The 19,930-nt window shown below is 67.0% G+C and carries 11 protein-coding genes; 5 read left to right on the forward strand and 6 right to left on the reverse strand.

Features of this window, described 5'->3' with window-relative positions; translation table 11 throughout:
• Positions 1 to 21: 21 nt before the first annotated feature.
• Both recN and ACFO0J_RS17650 read right to left on the reverse strand, forming a co-directional pair.
• Positions 22 to 1,674 (reverse strand): DNA repair protein RecN, encoded by a 1,653-nt coding sequence (recN, locus tag ACFO0J_RS17645; protein ID WP_376814406.1) that lies wholly within the window; start codon positions 1,672 to 1,674, stop codon positions 22 to 24.
• Positions 1,675 to 1,688: 14 nt separating this feature from the next.
• Positions 1,689 to 2,591: an NAD kinase gene (locus tag ACFO0J_RS17650; protein ID WP_376814407.1), complete on the reverse strand. Its 903-nt coding sequence runs from the start codon at positions 2,589 to 2,591 to the stop codon at positions 1,689 to 1,691.
• Positions 2,592 to 2,722: 131 nt separating this feature from the next.
• On the opposite strand from ACFO0J_RS17650, the gene hrcA reads away from it, so the two are divergent.
• The 5 genes from hrcA (at position 2,723) to dnaJ (ending at position 8,852) form a co-directional block, all read left to right on the forward strand.
• Positions 2,723 to 3,736 (forward strand): heat-inducible transcriptional repressor HrcA, encoded by a 1,014-nt coding sequence (gene hrcA / locus ACFO0J_RS17655; protein ID WP_376814408.1) that lies wholly within the window; start codon positions 2,723 to 2,725, stop codon positions 3,734 to 3,736.
• 55 nt (positions 3,737 to 3,791) lie between these two features.
• Entirely contained in the window at positions 3,792 to 4,838 is a 1,047-nt protein-coding gene (hemH, locus tag ACFO0J_RS17660; protein WP_376814409.1) for a ferrochelatase, read from the forward strand.
• 132 nt (positions 4,839 to 4,970) lie between these two features.
• Positions 4,971 to 5,549 carry a nucleotide exchange factor GrpE gene (gene grpE, locus ACFO0J_RS17665; protein ID WP_376814410.1) on the forward strand — a complete coding sequence of 193 codons (579 nt, stop codon included), beginning with the start codon at positions 4,971 to 4,973 and terminating at the stop codon, positions 5,547 to 5,549.
• 102 nt (positions 5,550 to 5,651) lie between these two features.
• On the forward strand, positions 5,652 to 7,574 hold the full coding sequence (dnaK, locus tag ACFO0J_RS17670) for a molecular chaperone DnaK (RefSeq protein WP_376814411.1): 1,923 nt from the start codon (positions 5,652 to 5,654) through the stop codon (positions 7,572 to 7,574).
• A gap of 144 nt (positions 7,575 to 7,718) precedes the next feature.
• Entirely contained in the window at positions 7,719 to 8,852 is a 1,134-nt protein-coding gene (dnaJ, locus tag ACFO0J_RS17675; protein WP_376814412.1) for a molecular chaperone DnaJ, read from the forward strand.
• Between the two features lie 6 nt (positions 8,853 to 8,858).
• Here dnaJ and ACFO0J_RS17680 read toward each other — a convergent pair whose 3' ends face one another.
• The 4 genes from ACFO0J_RS17680 to ACFO0J_RS17695 all read right to left on the reverse strand — a co-directional run bounded on the left by ACFO0J_RS17680 (position 8,859) and on the right by ACFO0J_RS17695 (position 19,875).
• Positions 8,859 to 10,517: a ShlB/FhaC/HecB family hemolysin secretion/activation protein gene (locus ACFO0J_RS17680; RefSeq protein ID WP_376814413.1), complete on the reverse strand. Its 1,659-nt coding sequence runs from the start codon at positions 10,515 to 10,517 to the stop codon at positions 8,859 to 8,861.
• The gene (locus ACFO0J_RS17685; RefSeq protein ID WP_376814414.1) at positions 10,518 to 15,842 is read right to left on the reverse strand and encodes a GLUG motif-containing protein; all 5,325 of its coding nucleotides are present in this window, start codon (positions 15,840 to 15,842) and stop codon (positions 10,518 to 10,520) included.
• Positions 15,843 to 15,975: 133 nt separating this feature from the next.
• On the reverse strand, positions 15,976 to 16,947 hold the full coding sequence (locus tag ACFO0J_RS17690) for an AraC family transcriptional regulator (protein WP_376814415.1): 972 nt from the start codon (positions 16,945 to 16,947) through the stop codon (positions 15,976 to 15,978).
• Between the two features lie 147 nt (positions 16,948 to 17,094).
• Positions 17,095 to 19,875, reverse strand: a complete 2,781-nt coding sequence (locus ACFO0J_RS17695; protein ID WP_376814416.1) for a M16 family metallopeptidase — start codon at positions 19,873 to 19,875, stop codon at positions 17,095 to 17,097.
• Between the last annotated feature and the right edge of the window lie 55 nt (positions 19,876 to 19,930).

Below are 19,930 nucleotides of genomic sequence, written 5' to 3' on the forward strand. Positions count from 1 at the left end.
GGAACCTCTGAAAGAGGTTCCTCAACCCGTCTGTCCCGACGCCAGCATTTCGCGCGCGTGCGTGCGCGTGGCATCCGTCATCTTCAGCCCGCCCAGCATGCGGGCGATTTCCTCGGTGCGGGATTGGGCGTCCAGCGGCTGGATGGCCGACAGGGTGTGGCCCGCACGGGTGGTCTTGCTGACCTGGAAATGCCGGGCGGCGCAGGCCGCGACCTGGGGCAGGTGGGTGACGCACAGGACCTGGTGGCGCGCGCCCAGTTCGCGCAGCAGGCGGCCGACGACTTCGGCCACGGCGCCGCCGATGCCGGCATCCACTTCATCGAAAATCAGGGTCGGCACCCGGGCCGCCTGGCTGGCGATCACCGACAGGGCCAGGGAAATGCGCGCCAGTTCGCCGCCGGAAGCCACGCGCGACAGCGGCCGGGGCGGGACGCCGGCGTGGCCGGCGACCAGGAATTCCACGGTTTCCAGGCCGTGCGCGGAGGGCTTGCAGTCCGCCAGGGTGATGTCGAAGACGCCGCCGTCCATGGACAGGGTCTGCATGGCGGCCGTCACCTGTCCAGCGAGCTGGACGGCCGTGGCCCGGCGGGCGGCGCCCAGGGCGCGGGCCTGTGCCATGTAATCCGATTCGGCCCGGCGGCAGGCCTGTTCCAGCGCTTCCAGGTCCTGGCCGGCTTCGGCCTGGCGTAGCTGGGTGCGCAGGGCTTCGTGGTGTTCGGCCAGGGTCTCGGGTTCGACGTGGAAGCGCCGGGCGGCCTCGAACATGCGGCCCATGCGGGCGTCGGCCTGCTCCAGCGCGGCGGGGTCGGGTTCGAGCCGGTCGGCGTAGGCGTTCAGGCCGGACACGGTTTCCGCGCACAGGATGCGGGCCGATTCCAGGGACTGGAGGTGTTCTTCCAGCGCGGGGTCGTGGCGCGCCAGGGATTGCAGCGACTGGATTGCGGCGTGCAGGGCCTGGGCCGCCGAGCCGGATTCGCCATCCAGCGCCTCGACGGCCTGGCCGGCGCCGGCCAGCAGGGCCTGCGCGTGCGCCAGGCGGGATTGGCGGGCGCACAGGTCCGGCCATTCGCCGGGTTCGGGCGCCAGATCGTCCAGCCAGGCAACGTCGGCGGCCAGGCGTTCCAGCAGGACCGTCTGGCCGGCGGCGTCGCTGCGGGCGGCATCCAGCGCCGCTTGCGCCTGGCGCCAGTCGGTCCAGGCCTGCAGCAGGGCGCGCGCCTGATCGGCATGCCCCCCATGGGTGTCCAGCAGTTCGCGCTGGCTGGCGGCCTGCAGCAGGCTCTGGTGGGCGTGCTGGCCGTGGATGTCCACCAGCAAGGCGCCCAGGTCGCGCAACTGGCCCAGGGTGGCGGGTACGCCGTTGATCCAGGCTTTGCTGCGTCCCTGGGCGTCGATGACGCGGCGCAGGATCAGTTCCGGGCCTTCCAGGGCCTGTTCGGCCAGCCAGCCGGCGGCGGCCTCGGGCGCGTCGAAGACGGCGCTGATGTCGGCGCGCGGGACGTCCTGGCGGATCAGCGAGGCCTCGCCCCGGCCCCCCAGCGCCAGCGCCAGGGCGTCGATCAGGATCGACTTGCCGGCCCCGGTCTCGCCGGAAAACACGGTGAAGCCGGTGTCGAAGGCGATGTCGGCCTGTTCGACGATGACGAAGTCACGGATGTGCAGCGCGCGCAGCATGATGGAGGCGGAGGCTATTGATCGGGTTCGTCCCAGGGGTGCAGCATGCGGTTCCAGTTCAGCTTGCTGCGCAGGGTGGAGAAATAGCTGTAGCCCTGGGGGTGCAGGAAGCGGACGCGGTGCGGGCTGCGGCGCACGTCGATGCGGTCGCCTTCCTGGCAGTTGGACAGGGCCTGCATGTCGAAGTGGACGCTGGCGCCCGATTCCACCCGGCCCAGGGCGCGGATGGTGATGTTCAGCACGCTGTCGTCGGGCAGGGTGATGGGCCGGTTCGACAGGGTCTGCGGCGCCACGGGCACCAGCACCAGGGCATTGACCTGGGGGTGCAGGATCGGCCCGCCGGCCGACAGGGCGTAGGCCGTCGATCCCGTGGGCGTGGCGATGATCAGGCCGTCGGCGCGCTGGCTGTGCATGAAGGCGCCGTTGCATTCGACGCGCAGTTCGATCATGCCGCCGCGCCCGGCGCGGTTGATGATCACGTCGTTCAGGGCCAGGCCGGAAAAGATGGTTTCGTCGCCGCGCATGACGCGGCCTTCGAGGAGCATGCGCTCGTCCTGGACGAAGGCGCCGTTCAGCACGCGGGTGATGGCTTCGTCGGCGCTGCCCAGGGGGATGTCGGTGATGAAGCCCAGGCGGCCGTGGTTGATGCCGATCATGGCCACGCCGGAGGTGGCCAGTTGCCGCGCCGCCGCCAGCATGGTGCCGTCGCCGCCCATGATGATGGCCAGGTCGGCGCGCGTGCCGATGTCCTCGTACGAGGCCAGTTGAAAGTCGGCGACGCCGGTATTGCGGCCCGTTTCGGCCTCGATCAGGATGGTGCATCCCGCTGCGGACAGGGCCTGGCCCAGCCGGCGCAGGGGTGCGTCCATGCCGCTGTCCTGGTGGCGGCCGATCAAGGCGACGGTCTTGAAGTGCATGGGCGGGGAGGCTCCCGGAATTAATGGAATAATATGGATACGCCCATTGGGCGTATCCGCCGATTATAGGGGGATGAGGACGCGGTTGCCGATGCCGGTGGGCCGTTTTCATCCCATGCTGGACACTGGACATGGATGATCGAGCCAAGACATTGCTGAAGGCGCTGGTCGAACGCTACATCGCGGACGGCCAGCCCGTGGGGTCGCGCACGCTGTCAAAAGTCTTTGACTTGTCGCCGGCCACGATCCGCAACGTCATGGCCGACCTGGAAGACCTGGGCCTGATCCACAGCCCGCACACCTCGGCGGGCCGCGTGCCCACGCCGCGCGGCTACCGCATGTTCGTCGACAGCCTGCTGACCGCCCAGCCGTACGCGCTCAGTCCCGACCTGTTGATCGCGGACTGCCTGCCGGCGGCCGAACCCGGCCGCGCCGTGACCGCCGCCGCTTCGCTATTGTCGAATCTGTCGCAGTTCGCGGGCGTGGTGCTCACGCCCAAGCGCACCCAGGTGTTTCGCCACATCGAATTCATCCGCCTGTCGGACCGGCGGGTGCTGCTGATCATCGTCACGCCCAACGGCGACGTGCAGAACCGCATCCTGTTCGTGTCGCGCGAATATACCGAGGTCGAACTGCTGGAGGCCTCCAATTTCTTCAACCGGCAGTTTTCCGGCAAGTCCTTTCATGCCGTGCGCCTGGCGCTGGCCGACGAACTGGCCACGCTGCGCACCGATATTTCCCGCCTGATGCAGCAGGCCGTGGACGCCGGCCTGGACACGCCGGACACGGACGACGAGGCCGTGGTCATCTCCGGCGAAGGCAAGCTGCTGGACGTATCCGAAATGACGGCCGACATGGACCGGCTGCGCCGCCTGTTCCAGTTGTTCGAACAAAAAACCGACCTGCTGCATCTGCTGGACGTCTCCAGCCGCGCCCAGGGCGTGCAGATCTACATCGGCGGCGATTCCCGCCTGGTGCCGCTCGAAGACGTCTCGGTCATCACCGCGCCCTACGGGGTGGACGGGCAGGTGATCGGCACGCTGGGCGTCATCGGCCCCAGCCGCATGGCCTATGACCGGGTCATTCCCATCGTGGACATCACGGCCCGCATGCTGTCCAATGCCCTCGGCCAGGCCGCGTCCTGATGCCTGCCGTGTTCCAAGAATCTCAAGTATTTCAAGCGTTTCAAGTATTTCCCTCATGAGCCGTTTTCTTTCCGAAGCCCCCGATCCCCGGGCGCTGGACCCGGATGCGCCCGGACCCGAACGCGGGCCGCTGGGCGTTCTGCTGATCAACCTGGGCACGCCTGACGCGCCGACCCCGGCGGCCGTGCGCCGCTACCTGGGCGAATTCCTGTCCGACTCCCGAGTAGTGGAGCTGCCGGCCGCGCTGTGGCAGATCATCCTGCGCCTGTTCGTGCTGACGCGTCGGCCGGCGGCCATCGCCCCGAAATACGCCCAGGTCTGGCTGGATCGGGGATCGCCCCTGCTGGTGCATAGCCAGGACCTGACGGACGCCGTGGCGGCGTCTCTGCGTGATCGGGGGCTGGACGTGCGCGTCGAGCTGGCCATGCGCTACGGCCGGCCGGCCCTGCCCGACGCGCTGGATGCGCTGCGCGCGGCCGGCTGCGGCCGCATCCTGGCGGTGCCGATGTATCCCCAGTACGCCGCCAGCACCACGGCCACGGCGGTCGATGCCGTCGCTGCGTATCTGGCCCGGCTGCGCCATCAGCCCACGCTGCGTTTCCTGGACCGTTTTCCGACGGACGATGCCTATATCGATGCGCTGCACCGTGCGGTGCGCGCGCATTGGGATCAGGCCGGCAAGCCCGACCGGCTGCTGCTCAGTTTTCATGGCCTGCCGCAGCAGTCGGTGCGCCAGGGCGATCCTTATTTCCGCGATTGCCAGCAGACCGCCCGGGCCCTGCGCGCCCGCCTGGGCGTCGACGGCGATCGCCTGCACGTCGCCTTCCAGAGCCGCTTCGGGGCGGCGCCCTGGCTGCAGCCCTATACCCAGCCCACGCTGGAGGCCTGGGGGCGGGAAGGCGTCGGCACGGTGGATCTGATGTGTCCGGGTTTCCTGGCGGATTGCCTGGAGACGCTGGAAGAAATCGACATGGGCTGTCGCGAGGCCTTTCTGGCGGCGGGCGGCCAGACCTTCCGCTACATCCCCTGCCTGAATGCCGATCCGGCCTGGGCGCGGGATTTTGCCGGGCTGATCGCCGACAATCTGGGCGGCTGGAAGTAGCAAACCGTTGTCCCGCTGCGCCACCCGCATCCGTATGCCGGTGGTGCTCCTGCGCAGTTCAGGTCTTGAAGAACCGCCGCCTCATCCCCATTTACCCCTTCGTTCCCTCATTTCAGCATTGGAGATTTCACCATGTCGGCTCCCCAGGAAGACTTGGATCCGCAAGCCGCGCCGAGCGCCGAAGCACCCCAGGCCGAAGGCCAGAAGCCGGCGGATGCCGCCGCTGAGCCCGTCGCCGCCCAACCGGGCGAGGACCTCGCCGCGCTGCTGGACGAAGCCCAGAAGCAGGTCGCTGATTACCACGACCAGTTGCTGCGCGCGCACGCCGAAGTCGAGAACGTCCGCCGCCGCGCCCAGGACGATGTGTCCAAAGCCCGCAAGTTCGGGACGGAATCCTTCGCCGAGAGCCTGATCCCCGTGCGCGACAGCCTGGAGGCCGCGCTGGCCCAGGAAAACCAGACCGCCGAGGACTGGCGCAGCGGCGTCGAGGCCACCTTGCGGCAACTGAACACCGCCTTCGAACGCAACCAGATGCGCGAGATCGCCCCGGCGCCCGGCGAGACCTTCGACCCGCACCGCCATCAGGCGATTTCCAACGTGCCTTCGGAACATCCCCAGGGCGCTGTCGCCCAGACGCTGCAAAAGGGCTACCTGATCGCCGACCGCGTGTTGCGTCCGGCGCTGGTCATGGTCTCGGCCGGCCCGGCCTGAAGGCATCCGCCCGGGTCTTGAAACCGGCCCCGGCGGCCCCATATTCGACTCATCGGCGGGCATGTGGCCCGCCCACTCATTCAAATATCGACAGGACTCAACATGGGCAAGATCATCGGCATCGACCTGGGCACGACCAACAGCTGCGTCGCAGTGCTGGACGGCTCCAAGGTCAAGATCATTGAAAACTCCGAAGGCACGCGCACCACGCCTTCCATCGTCGCTTACATGCAGGACGGTGAAATTCTGGTGGGCGCCCCGGCCAAGCGCCAGGCCGTCACCAACCCGAAGAACACCATCTTCGCCGTCAAGCGCCTGATCGGTCGCAAGTTCGAAGAAAAGGCCGTGCAAAAGGACATCGACCTGATGCCCTACCGCATCACCAAGGCCGAAAACGGCGACGCCTGGGTCGAAGCCCAGGACAAGAAGCTGGCCCCTCCGCAGGTGTCGGCCGACATTCTGCGCAAGATGAAGAAGACCGCCGAGGACTACCTGGGCGAGGAAGTGACCGAAGCCGTGATCACGGTGCCGGCCTACTTCAACGACAGCCAGCGCCAGGCGACCAAGGACGCCGGCAAGATCGCCGGCCTGGAGGTCAAGCGCATCATCAACGAACCGACCGCGGCGGCCCTGGCCTTCGGCCTGGACAAGGCCGAGCGCGGCGACCGCAAGATCGTCGTCTATGACCTGGGCGGCGGCACCTTCGACGTGTCCATCATCGAAATCGCGGACGTGGACGGCGAAAAGCAGTTCGAAGTGCTGTCGACCAACGGCGATACCTTCCTGGGCGGCGAAGACTTCGACCAGCGCATCATCGAATACATCATCACCGAGTTCAAGAAGGAATCCGGCGCCGACCTGTCCAAGGACGTGCTGGCCCTGCAGCGCCTGAAAGAAGCCGCTGAAAAGGCCAAGATCGAGCTGTCCTCCACGCAGCAGACCGAGATCAACCTGCCGTACATCACGGCCGACGCCTCCGGTCCCAAGCACCTGAACCTGAAGATCACCCGCTCCAAGCTGGAAGCGCTGGTCGAGGAACTGATCGAGCGTACCATCGAGCCCTGCCGTGTGGCGATCAAGGACGCCGGCATCAAAGTCTCCGATATCGACGACGTGATCCTGGTCGGCGGCATGACCCGCATGCCCAAGGTCCAGGAAAAGGTCAAGGAATTCTTCGGTCGCGATCCGCGCAAGGACGTGAACCCCGACGAGGCCGTGGCCGCCGGCGCCGCGATCCAGGGTTCCGTGCTGTCGGGCGACCGCAAGGACGTGCTGCTGCTGGACGTGACGCCGCTGTCGCTGGGGATCGAGACCCTGGGCGGCGTGATGACCAAGATGATCAAGAAGAACACCACCATCCCGACGCGTTTCTCGCAGGTGTTCTCCACGGCGGACGACAACCAGCCGGCCGTGACCATCAAGGTCTACCAGGGCGAGCGCGAAATCGCCGTGGGCAACAAGGCGCTGGGCGAGTTCAACCTGGAAGGCATCCCGCCGGCGCCGCGCGGCCTGCCGCAGATCGAGGTCACCTTCGACATCGACGCCAACGGCATCCTGCACGTGTCGGCCAAGGACAAGGGTACCGGCAAGGAAAACAAGATCACGATCAAGGCCAGCTCCGGCTTGAGCGAAGACGAGATCGAGCGCATGGTGAAGGACGCCGAGGCCAACGCCGAGGAAGATCACCGCATCGCCGAACTGGCGCAGGCGCGCAACCAGGCCGAGGGCCTGGTCCACGCCACGCGCAAGTCCCTGACCGAATATGGTGACAAGCTCGAGGCCGCTGAAAAGGAAGCCATCGAGACCGCCATCAAGGATCTGGAAGAAGCCATCAAGGGCGACGACAAAGCCGCCATCGACGCCAAGGTCGAGGCCCTGTCCACTGCTTCGCAAAAGCTCGGCGAAAAGATGTACGCCGACATGCAGGCCCAGCAGGCGGCCGAAGGCGCGGCGGCAGCCGACGGCGCCAAGCCGGCGGAAGATGACGTGGTCGATGCCGACTTCAAGGAAGTGAAGCGCGACTGATCGCACATCGCGTCCGACCGGCCCGCCTGACGGCGGTTGCCGGGCGGGCGCGGTGATCCGCGCGCACCTGCCCGGAACTGGTTTTAGACCGGTCCGGGCATGTGTCCTTTAATCAGCAGCGCATAGCACAGGCAATCCGAATCCATGGCAAAACGAGATTTTTACGAAATCCTGGGCGTGGCCAAAAACGCCTCGGATGACGACATTCGCAAGGCCTACCGCAAGCTGGCCATGAAATACCACCCGGACCGCAATCCGGACAGCAAAGAGGCCGAGGACAAGTTCAAAGAGGTCAAAGAGGCCTACGAGATGCTGTCCGACGCGGAAAAGCGCGCGGCCTATGACCGTTTCGGCCATGCCGGCGTGGACCCGAATGCGGCGGCCGGCGCGGGCATGGGCGGCGGGGCGGGCGGCTTTGCCGACGCCTTCGGCGACATCTTCGGAGAAATCTTCGGCGGCGCAGGCGGCCGGCGGGGCGGCGGCGGTCCGCAGGTCTATCGCGGCGCCGACCTGAAATATTCCCTGGAAATCAGCCTGGAGCAGGCGGCCAACGGGTTCGATACCGAGATCCGCATCCCCAGCTGGGATCCGTGCGAGACCTGCCACGGCTCGGGCGCCAAGCCCGGGACCTCGCCGCGTACCTGTCACACCTGCGGCGGCAGCGGCGCCGTGCGTATGCAGCAGGGCTTTTTCAGCGTGCAGCAGACCTGCCCGACCTGCCACGGCACCGGCCAGGAAATCACCGACCCCTGCGGCGATTGCGACGGCGTGGGCCGCATCCGCAAGAACAAGACCCTGCAGGTCAAGATCCCCGCCGGGATCGACGACGGCATGCGCATCCGCTCCACCGGCAACGGCGAGCCGGGCCTGAACGGCGGCCCCCCGGGCGATCTGTACGTGGAAATCCGCATCAAGCCCCACGGCATTTTCGAACGCCAGGGCGAGGATCTGCACTGCGAGCTGACCATCCCCTTCACCAAGGCGGCGCTGGGCGGTGTGCAGGAAGTCCCGACGCTGGCCGGGCGCGGGGAAATCACCATCCCCGAAGGCACTCAGACAGGCAAGACCTTCCGCCTGCGCGGCAAGGGCATCAAGGGCGTCCGATCCAGCTATCCCGGCGATCTGTACTGCCACATCGTGGTGGAAACCCCGGTGCGCCTGAACGACGAACAAAAGACGCTGCTGCGCCAGTTCGAGTCGTCCCTGCACAGCGGCGGTGACCGCCATTCACCCAAAAGCGAGTCCTGGACCGACAAGGTGAAGAACTTCTTCTCCTGATGGCCTTTAGAACTGGTAAGCCGCCTGCGCCCAGACGCGCGGTGAGCGATCGGTATCCGAGGTCGGCTGCCCGGTGCCTGCCTTCCACGCCACATAGCCTCGCAGGCTGAAGGCGGGCGCCGTGTAGCTCACCCCGATGCCGTAGCCGGCCAGCGTGCGCTGGTTCCGGGCCGTGTCGTCCCACGCCGAATGATTGACGTGTACCTGGCCCCGGTCATAGAAGCCCAAGGCTTCCCAGCCATACCCCAGGGGGTGGCGCAACTCGACGTTGATCAGATACCCGTCGTCGCCGCTGGCTTCGCCCTGCGGGTAAGCGCGTACGCCGCTGGCGCCGCCCAGGTACATTTTCTCGGACGAATCCAGGTTCTTGTCGGCCCATTGGCCATTGGCGTTGAAGAACAGCGTCAGGCCCGCCGGCAGGCGTTGCAGCCTCTGGAAAGAGCCCGTCCATTTGCCGTAGCCCCCGTTGCTGCGCGCGCTGGCGCCATCGAGCCGGGCGCTGGCGGCATCCAGGCTCAGCCTGCCCGCGGTGTAGACCAGGCTGGCGTTGTTGACCGCACCGCCGCCCAGCCCGTCCGTGAAATGGCCGGCGATGCCGGCGCTCACGTCCTGCACGCGCTTGTCGGTGTCGGTCGAGGCGGCGCCGATGCGATCTCGCAGGCGCTTGTCGTCGTATTGCAGCGTGGCGTACCAACTGCTGTTGCGGCTGCGCCGCAGGGGCTGCAACAGGTATAGGCTGGCCACGGTCGCGTCGCCATCCGCATCCAGGGGTTCGAACTCCTGGCCCAGGCGATAAGCCATGTGCGACACGGCGACCCCGACGCGCGTGGCGGATTGACCGACCGGCAACTGGTAGCCAAGGCGTTGGTAATTGAAATTGCGTCCGCCGCTCTGGACACGTGCGCTCAACTGGTCGCCGATGCCTGCCGGGTTGTTCCAGTAGAGGCTCGCGCCCAGCAGGTTGGACGCGGTATAGCGGTTGCCGAAATTGTTGAGATCGATGGAACCGGTCAGTGTCCGGCCGGGCGCCACATTCACCAGAAAGTCGGACGTGCCCACGGTCTCGCCCGGGCGCAGGGTCGAGGTCACGGCCACGCCGGGGAGATCGGCCAGGCGCAGCAGCGCGCCCTCCAGCGCATCAGTGCGAATCGGGTCGCCCGCCTGGACGCGCCGGGCGGGAGCCAGCGCATTGTTCGCCATGCCCGCCGTGTCGTTCAGGACGACCTTGCCGATCCGGCCCTCGAGCACGGCAACCGTGACATGGCCGTCGGCGATCTCTTGCGCGGGCAGGTAGGCGCGCGCGACGAGGTAGCCGTGCGCCCGGTAATAGTCGGTGATGCGGCGGACCAGCGCGTCGAGCCCGTTCAGGTTCAAGCGCTTGCCGATCCCGTCCTGGACCTGTGCGAGCAACTCAGGCGTGGTGAATGCCTGGTTGCCCGTGAAATGGATGCCCTTGAGCTCGAAGCGCACGCCGTGATCCGCCGGCGCGCCGACATGCTCTTTGACCGTGGCAGGCGGCGGCGCGTCGCCGGAAGGCAGGCGCGGTGGCGGCTCGGCCTGTTGCAGGAGCTGCCCCGCCGTGGGGACTTGCTGGGCAATGGATACATTCGCCGCCAGGCAGAGCGCCGCGAGCAGACAGCGCTTCTTGTCATGAATACGTGGCATTTACTTGCAGGCATCCATCAGGTTGGCGGGCAGATTCATCTGGCACTCGGGCTGGTCCCGGTTGAGCAGCAGGGCGGTCGCGCCGGTGTCGTCCGTGGGCTGGATCTGGCGCGGCTTGCCGTCGAAAGTCTGCGCGGAGACATTGGCCGCGACATAATCGGCGGGGTTCCGGGAGGGGCTGATGGTCAGGCTGCCATCGACGAAGGCCAGGTTGTAGTTACCGTCGCTACCGCTGAACGAGTGCGCATAGCTGCCGACGTCGGTGCCGACGCCGCCGGTTTCGCTCAGGCCGGTCAGGACGCTTGCCGTTTCACCGTTGACCAGGCCGGCCGTGGTAAAGCCGGTCACGCGCTGCGGCTGGCCGTTGTAGGTGGTGCTGCCGCTGTTGGCCGTGACCGTGGCATTGGCCTTGTGGATCGTGCTGCTGGTGTTGGCGGTGTAGGTCACATCGTAGTTGCCGCCGCCGTTGCCGTCGTTCACCGTGACGTCCGCGACCGTGACCGTCTTGCTGGTGCCGGCGTTCTTGTCGGTAAAGGCGAAGCGGCCGCCGGAGATCGAATCGCCGCCATAGAGCGTGCCGCCCGTCACCAGGGCTGCGGCGCCATGGGCGGCGAGCGCGGTGGTCGTGCCATCGTAGGTCTTGGCCACATTGCCCGTGCTGATGGTCAGCGCAGCCTTGGCGATGTCCAGCACGCCATCCACAAAGGTCAACGCATAGTTGCCGTTGTTGCCGCTGATCGTGTGCGCATAGCTGCCGGCGTTGGTGCCGATGCCGCCGCTCTCGGTCAGGCCGGTCAAGACGCTGGCTGTTTCGCCGTTGACCAGGCCGGTCGCGGTAAAGCCGGTGATGTGCTGCTGCTGGCCGTTGTAAGTGCCGTTGCCGCTGTTCGCCGTGACGGTGGCGTTGGCCTTGGCGATGGTCAAACCGCCATCGATGAAGATCAGGTTGTAATTGCTGGCGCTGCCGCTGACCGTGTGCGCATAGCTGCCGGCGTTGGTGCCGACGCCGCCGCTCTCGGTCAGGCCGGTCAAGACGCTTGCTGTTTCGCCGTTGACCAGGCCGGTCGCGGTAAAGCCGGTGATGTGCTGTTGCTGGCCGTTGTAAGTGCCGTTGCCGCTGTTCGCCGTGACGGTGGCGTTGGCCTTGGCGATGGTCAGCTTGCCGTTGCCGTAAGTGATGGCGTAGTTGGCAAGCCCCAAGCCTTGCGCGCCCGAGGCGGTGATTGCATAAGGACCGTCCGCGACCGTGGCGCTTGCATCCGCCCCCAGGCTGGCGAGGTCCGCGCTGTCTACGCTGTCGCCGTTGACCAGGCCGTTCGCCGTGAAGGCCGTGGTGCCGAGATTGAGGGTGTCGCCATAGGTCTTGGACTGGTTCGAGGCCTTGATGGTCAGCGCGCGTTGGCCGACGCTGATTTCGTTGGTTCCGTAGTACAGCACTCGATAGTTGACGCCATCCGAGCTGGTCGCGGCGCCGTTGACGCCGTCGAAGGCGACATTGTGGCTGCCTGCGCCCAGCGCGCCGTTGACGCCCAGGGTCCAGCCGGCGGCGGGCGTCACGCTGTCGCCCGCGTGGCCGAAGACATAGGCCCCCGCGCCGCCGTGGACCGGCCCGACAGCGCCGACCGTGGCGGTGGTGTCGCCATAGGTCGAGGCGGAACTGATGTTGTTCACCCACACCACCGGGGTCAGCGCATAGAGCACGGGGTCGTAGCCCAGGCTCGACGGCGCCCAGGCGCCGGTGAAGTCCCAACTGCCGGCCCGGGCCATGAAACCGGCGGTGTCCTGTAACTGCGCCGTGGTCAAGCCCGTGGCGTTGACGGTGCCGCCATCGTTGCTGCCGATGGCGGTTGTTTTGCCGGTTCTGGTCATGTCCCAGAAGCTGGCGGTGATGTCGCCGTCGTTGTAGCCCACCAGGCCGCCTGTATTTTTACCGGTAGCCGTTATAGCGCCAGTTGCGTAGGTATTCGTGACGTTGCCGCCGTTCATCCCTACGAGGCCGCCGGTATAGGCGTTGCTTTTGCTGCCCGTTACCGCGCCGGTGGCATAGGCGTTCGTGATGTGGCCATCGTAGTCGTTCCAGCCTACGAGGCCGCCCACTTCAGCGTAACTACTGAGGCCTGTCGCCGTGCCGCTCGCATAGGCGTTCGTGATGCTGCCGCCTTCGTTGTGGCCGACCAGGCCTCCGATCGTAGTGACAGGGTCGCCGCTTCCTTGCACGTTGCCGGTGGCGTAAGCATTCGTGATGGTGCCCGTGGCCCAGTTGTAGCCCACCAGGCCGCCGACATTGATCCAGCCGCTGGAGCTCTTGCTGGTCACGTTGCCGGTGGCATAGGCATTCGTGATGCTGCCGGAATCTGCGTCGACGTTGCCGCCGTTCCAGCCGACGAGGCCGCCGGCGTCGCCAGTGCTGCTCACCTTGCCGGTGGCGTAGGCGTCCGTGATGCTGCCGCCGCCGTCGTTTTCACCCACGAGGCCGCCGGCGGTGGCGCCGCTGACCGCGCCGGTGGCGTGGGCGTTCGCGATGCTGCCGCCGAGATTCCACCCCACGAGGCCGCCGATGACGGAGGGCTGGGTGTCGCTGCCGTCCGTGACGGCAATGTTCGTATGCACGCCGCTGATGCTGCCGGCGTTGGTGCCGGCGAGGCTGCCGATGTAGGTGTTGTAGGGGACGTCGTAGGCTTCGCCGGTGCCTGTCACGGAGCCGCCGTCGAGGCCTACGTCGCGGACGACGGCGCTGCTCCCCAGGGCGCCGAACAGGCCGACATTGGCCAGGGGAGACACGATGGTGAGGTTGGAAAGGGTATGGCCGAGCCCGTCGAACGTGCCGGTGAACGATGCCAAGTCCGTGCCGATGGGGCTGAAGCCGCTCCGGGTCGAGTCATCCGCCGCCGCCTTCCACATCGAGGAGGGGTTGGCGAGAGTGGCTGCGAGATCGAGATTGGCGGCGAGGCGGTAGTGTGCCCCCAGGTCCATGGCCATGAGCTGAAGCTGATGGTCGTTGGTGATGGTGGTAGACCATTCCGAGCGCAGGAATGGCCGCGTCGCCCCATCGGCCATGAACCACGTCGTGCCGAAATTCCAGCCTTGGGCGGTATAGGTGTTCTCGCTGAACGCATCGGCAAGCGAGGCGATGCCGATCGCCCCGCTCGGGTTTCCCATGATGACCTCGCCGACTCCGTTACTCCGTCCGGTGGTGGTCTGGTCCCAGAAGCTGGCGGTAATGCTGCCATAAGATCTACCCACCAGACCGCCGACACTGGTCCCCCCCGATACCTTGCCGGTCGCGTAGGTATTGGTGAGGCTGCCCATGGATGTGCCTATCAGACCGCCGACCTGCTGGTCCCCCGTCACGCTGCTGGTCGAGTAGACATTGGCGATGCTGCCTTGAGCGATTCCGACCAGACCGCCGATGCCCAGGGATTTCTGCACCAGGCCGCCGGCGGTCACAGCCGCCCCGGTCACGCTGCCGGTCGTATAAGCATCGGTGATGCTGCCGCCAAATGAACCCACCAGACCGCCGACGTTGGTGTTTCCGGTGATGCTGCCGTCCACGTACACATTGGCGATGCTGCCGCTCTCCTGGTAGCCCACCAGGCCGCCGACATTCGCATTTCCGGTCACGCGCGCACCCACCAGTCCGACATTGCGCAGTGCGGAGGCCTTGGTGTGTCCGAAGAGGCCGACGTAATCGCTGTGGCTCCAGTTGATGGTCAGGTCGTTGATGACGTGGCCCAGGCCGTCAAATACGCCCGTAAACGGCGAACTCTTGCCCAGCGGATTGAAGCCGGCGCCCCCGCTCCAGCCTGCCGTGGTGCCGGCGTCGATGTCTGCGCCGAGCACGTAGCGGCCGGCAAGATTGCCCTGGATGCCCTGCAAGTCCGTGCCGGTGGCGCTGCCTTGCCCACCGAGGGCGGTGATGATGGTGTAGTCGACGGTCGCGCCGTCGCTGCCCTGCCTGGTGCTGAAACTGCCGGTGCTGGCGAGGTTGACCGGGGCCCTGACGTTGTAAGTGGAGGTATTGCCCGCCGCGACCGCGCCCTGGCCGTATTCCAGCGCCAGGCCGGCGGTGCCGCCGGCGTTCATCTGGGCGTTGATGTTGATGTTGCGTTCGGCGCTCAGCGTCAGCGTGTTCCGGCTCCACGTCACCGTGTCGTTGACGTTGATGTCGCCGTTGCCGCCGGTCGTGCCCATAGTGGCGGTGGCGATCGTGACGCCGCCGTTGTTTTCCAGCATGTTGCCGATTTGCGCGCCGGTCATGTCGCCGCCGCTGGCGGCGATGGTGAAGTCGTTGGGGTCGATGAGGTAGGCGCCGCTCTTGCCGCTTTTGGCTTTGGTGGTGACGGTGGCGCTGTCAGCCACCTGTACATGTGCGCCGGAGGTTTCGATGAAACCGCCGTTGCCGCCGTCGGGCGCGCCGGCGTCCAGCGTGCCGCCGACATGGACCGTGCCGCCGTCCGCGTCGCCCAGCAGCACGATGCGGCCCGCGCGGTTCTCCAGCGTGCGCGCCTGGATGATGCCGGTGTTGTTGACCACGGTGTCGAGCAGCGCGTCCTTGGCCTTGGCGCTCATCAGCACCGTGCCGCCGTCAGCCTGGATCAGGCCCTTGTTCGCGGCCAGCGCCTGGAGTGCGCCCTGATCGACCTGCATGCCCAGCAACTGGTCGCCGGCGAAGTCCAGCGTCACCTGCTTGCCCGCCCCGAGGGCCGCTGTGCCCAGCCGGGCGACGATGACGCCTTCGTTGCTCACCCGCCCGCCGAGCAGCGCGACGGATCCGGCGTTGATCGTCCCCTGGTTGACGACGCTGCCGCCGTTGCCTGAGAACGTGCGTTTGCCGGCCATGAAGTCGGCGTCCGACATGCCGAGCGTGGAGGCCACCAGGCCGCCGACGTTGACCTGGGCTCCGCTGCCGAAGAGAACGCCGTTGGGGTTGAGCACCCAGACCTGACCGTTGGCGTTCATCCGGCCGAGGATCTGGGTGCCGTCGCTGCCCACCACGCGATTGAGCGCGATGGCGCTGCTGTTGGGCTGGACGAAGTTGACCGCCGCATTGGCCCCGATATTGAAATTCTGCCAGTTGATCGTGGCGTTCTGCGATTGCTGGGTGACGGTCAGCGTCGCGCCGTTCGTCGCCAGGGTGGCGCTGCCGGCGCCGACCACACCGCCGCCGGGCAGGGCGTTGCCGTCGAGGGCGACGGCGGGCGCGGCGATCAGGCTCAGGGCAAGCGCCGCACCGGCGCGGCGCTTGCCTCGGCTGCGGGTGATTTCTGAGGCCACGACCCAGGCTTGGGCGGTCCGGTCCCAGATCAGTCGATAAATTTTGTTCATGCGTAGCCCGCCCCGTCCCGTCCGTCCCGAGGGCGGCCGGCGGCACGGCCAGGACGGACAATGGTGTTAAAGGTGAAGTTCGCGGGAGTCTATGCCGGACGCAGAGAATGCGCCTCTCATCCAGCGCAGAGGGTCAGCAAGTATTTGAACTGGAAAGGAAGTTTTTTTCGCGGAACGCGTTGGGCGAGATCCCGTAGTGGCGTTTGAACGCCCGGTAGAAGGTCGCGAGACTGTCGAATCCGCAGCTGCCGGCGATCTGGGTGATCGACAGGGCGGGCGCGCTGTCGAGAAGCTGCTTGACGTCCTCCAGCCGGAGCCGGGTCAGGGTGTGCGTGAAGGATTGTTCGGCGCTCTCGAAAACGACATAGAGCTGGCGCACCGAGATGCCCAGGTCGAACGCCACCATCGCGGGCGTGAGATCCTGCTGGCGTTTGCGCCGGGCCGTGATTTCCCGCGCGGCGTGATACAGCCCTGCTCGAAGCGCGGCGCGGACTTCGGGCCGGCGAGGGTTGATCCGCCCGCGCGCAACCAGCGCCAGCCGGACAAGGTGCGCCACAGCCCCCTGCGGGTCGGCGATCCCGCTGCCTTCGGCGAGCAATGTCCGGAACAATGCCTCCAATGGTCGGGAGAGTGTGGCGTCGGCTTTGCAGCGCGCGGCTGATAGGTCGGATACGGACTGGCCGAGCATCAACTCGTTGTTGACGGGCACTTTGAGCAACTGGTAGTGAAACTCGTCGGTACCGCCCGGTACCGATTTATGGGGGTGGTCGGAATAGCTGATGACCATGTCGCCACTGCCGACGACCTGGAACCGGTCGTGTCCGGTATCCAGCATCGTGCAGCCGCGCGTCAGCAACCCGATGCACAGACTGTCGGCGGCGATGTGGGCGATGTCGGTCTTGGTGCGGCTGGCTCGATAAGGCGAGGCGCGCATTTCCGAAACGACCGCATTGCCGACGGCGTGTGCCTTGAATGATCCCCGGAAAGCAAGACGGTGTTCGGCGGGCAATTCGATCGTGATGCCGAACAGATTTTTCCCGCGGACCTCGCGCCAATGATCAAAGCGGTCGGCGGGGGCGATGGCGTCGGTGGTGAAATGGATCATGGTCGGCACGGGAGTCCGCGGAAGCTGCCGTTTGCTCAATCTAGCATGATTTATTTCATATCGTAATAATTAGGGTGATTCGTGTCGTGCTTTTCACATCGGTCTGGCGGCCCGGGCCTGACGGGCGCCGGGCCGTGGCGGCGGGCCTCAGGGCTTCGGATGCGGATCGGCGGCGATGGCGATGCTGAGCTGATCGGGCTTGAGCAGGTCGCGCATTGCCGCGTTGACCTGGTCCGCCTTCAGGCCGCGCAACTGGTCGATGATGTGCTGTTGCCAGGCAAAGCTGCGGTCCGTGTCCAGATAATCGATCCAGCGGTAGGCCAGGTAGGCGTCGTTGGAGCGCCCCAGTCCCAGGTAGTTTTGCAGGGACTGGACCCCCTGGTCGACCTCGGCCTGGGTGAAGCCGGTCTTCAGGGTCTCGTCCAGCACGGCGCGCATCGCGGTTTGCAGCGCGTCGGCGTTCTGGGAGGCCATGCTGGCGTACAGGGTCCAGGAACCGGAGTCTTCGAAGGGCGAGGCGTTGACGGCGCTGCCCACCCCGTAGGACAGGCCGCTGCGCACCCGGATGCCCTGCCACAGCCGGGAATCCTCCGATCCGCCGAGCAGGTAGTTGGCCAGCATCAGCGCAGGCCAGCGCGGATCGGTGTCGCGCAGCTTCAAGGGCAGGGCGGCGCGGTATTCGGCATTGGCCTTGCCGGGTGCGGGGATGCGGAAGGTCTCGGGCTTCATCGCATACCAGGGGTCCGCCAGGCGCTGGTAGGCCGGGGCTGCGCGCCAGCCGTCCAGGCCGGTGCGCAGGTGCTGTTCCACGGCAACTGGATCGAAATCGCCCACCACGGCCAGGGACAGATGGCCTGCGCCATAGAACCGGTCATGGAAGCGTTGCAACTGGTCGCGGTTCAGTGTGTCGGCCTGGGCCAGCACCTCGGCGTTCGTGGGGGTGTAGCGGATGTCATCCGGCGCCCAGGGCTGGTCGTGGCGTTGCAGCGTGTTGCGCACCAGGAAACCCGGGCTGGCGGCGTCGTCCTCCAGGTCGGTCCGCAGGCTGCGCTTCATCTGTTCCAGCTCGTCCTCCGGGAAGGCGGGCGCGCGCAGCAGGTGGAAGACCAGGTCCAGCACGTCGGGCAGGTGTTCACGGGAACTGCGCATGGACACGCTCAGGACGTTGCCGTCCAGATTGAACCCCAGCTCGGAATCCAGCGCATTCAGGCGGTCTTCGATCTGCTGGCGGCTCATGCCGTCGGCGCCGCGCAGCAGCATGGCGCTGGTCGCCAGAGGCACCAGGCCCTGGCCGCGCAATTCATCGGCGCTGCCAAAGCCCATGCGCAGCACGGCGTGGACCTGTCCCCCGGCGGTGGCCTTGGGCAGCAGGGCCAGGGCCACCGGCCCGTTGGGCAAGGTCAGGATGCTGCGCCGGGTGGCGGCGTCGATGGCCTCGGGGCGGGTGTCGAAGGCGGCCACGGCGGGCCGCTCGGTGCCGGTGGCCAGTTGCCCGATCCAGGGCGCGAGATCGGCCGCGGCGGGCGCGGGCGCGTCCTTCGGATCCGGCGTGGGCAGATACAGGCCGCTGGTGCGATTGCTGGGCAGCAGCCAGGCGGCCAGTTGCGTGCGGACGCCTTCCAGCGTCAGCGCCTGGACTCGCAGGCGTTCGATGAAGAACAGGCGCCAGTCCCCCCGGGAGACCGCGTCGGACAGGGCGCCGGCCAGCGCGCCGGACTGGTTGAAGGTCTGTTTCCAGTCGTTCATCCAGGCGGTGCGGATGCGGTCCAGGGCGGCCTGATCCAGTTGGGCGATGCCCTCGTTTTCCAGACCGTGTTCCAGGGCGGACAGGGCGGCCTGCGCATCTGCGCCGGGCTGGACCTGCGCGCCGAATACGGCGTAGCCGGGCTGTTTCATGGCGCGGGCGAAGCCGAACACATTGCTGGTCAGGCCCTTGGCCACCAGGGCCTGATAGAGCGGGCCGGCTGGGGTGTCGGCCAGCATCGCGGTGCCGATGGACAGGGCCGTGTAAGTGTCGCTGGCGGCTTCCGGCAGGTGGTACTGCGCCAGCACGATGGGGCTGCCGCCGATGCGTTTCAGCGTGACGCTGCGCGCGCCCTGCTGGACGGGCTCGACCGTGTACTCGGGCGGCAGGGTCCGGGCCGGCCTGGCGATGGCGCCGAAATCCCGGGCGATCCATTGCAGCGCCTGTCGGGGGTCGAAGCGGCCGGTGACGATCAGCGTGGCATTGTCCGGCTGGTAGTAGCGGTGGTAGAACGCGCGCAGCGGCTCGATGCCGACGTGCTCTACGTCGGAGCGCGCGCCGATGACGCTGCGGCCGTAGGGGTGCCAGACGTAGGCGGCCGAGGCGACCTGCTGCATCAGCATGCTGAACGGGCTGTTTTCGCCGCGTTCCATTTCATTACGCACCACCGGCATTTCCGCGTCCAGGTCGGCGCGGGCGATGCGTGAGTTCAGCATGGCGTCGGCCTGCCAGGACAGATACCAGCGCAGCGTGCCGGGGTCGTCGGCGAAGGTCGCGTAGTAGTTCGTCAGGTCAGCCGTGGTCGAGCCGTTGGCCGCCAGCCCCCGGCGGGCGAATTCCGCCAGCGCGTCCGGGTGCTTGGGACTGCCGCGAAACAGCAGGTGTTCCAGCAGGTGCGCCATGCCGGTCTCGCCCGGCCCTTCGTTGCGCGAGCCGACGCGGTAGCTCATGTTCACCGTGGTCTGGGCGCGGGAATCGTCCGGCGCCAGCAGCACCTGCAGGCCGTTGGCCAGGCGGTATTCGGTCACGCCCTCGATCATCACGATCTGGCGGACGCCGGCGGGGAGGGCCTGCGCGGTCGCCGTGGAGGCCGCGGGCGGCGAGGGCGGGGCCGTCTCGGCGCTCAGGGCGGAAGTGGCCAGCAGCAGGGCGGCCAGGGCGGTTGAAAATCTCGGCAGGCGCATGTCTCGGTGTCCAGAGGTGGGTGCGACCATAACCTTACAGCAGATTTTACCCGTG

The sequence above is a fragment of the Castellaniella hirudinis genome (assembly GCF_042651965.1).
Lineage (GTDB): Bacteria > Pseudomonadota > Gammaproteobacteria > Burkholderiales > Burkholderiaceae_B > Castellaniella > Castellaniella hirudinis.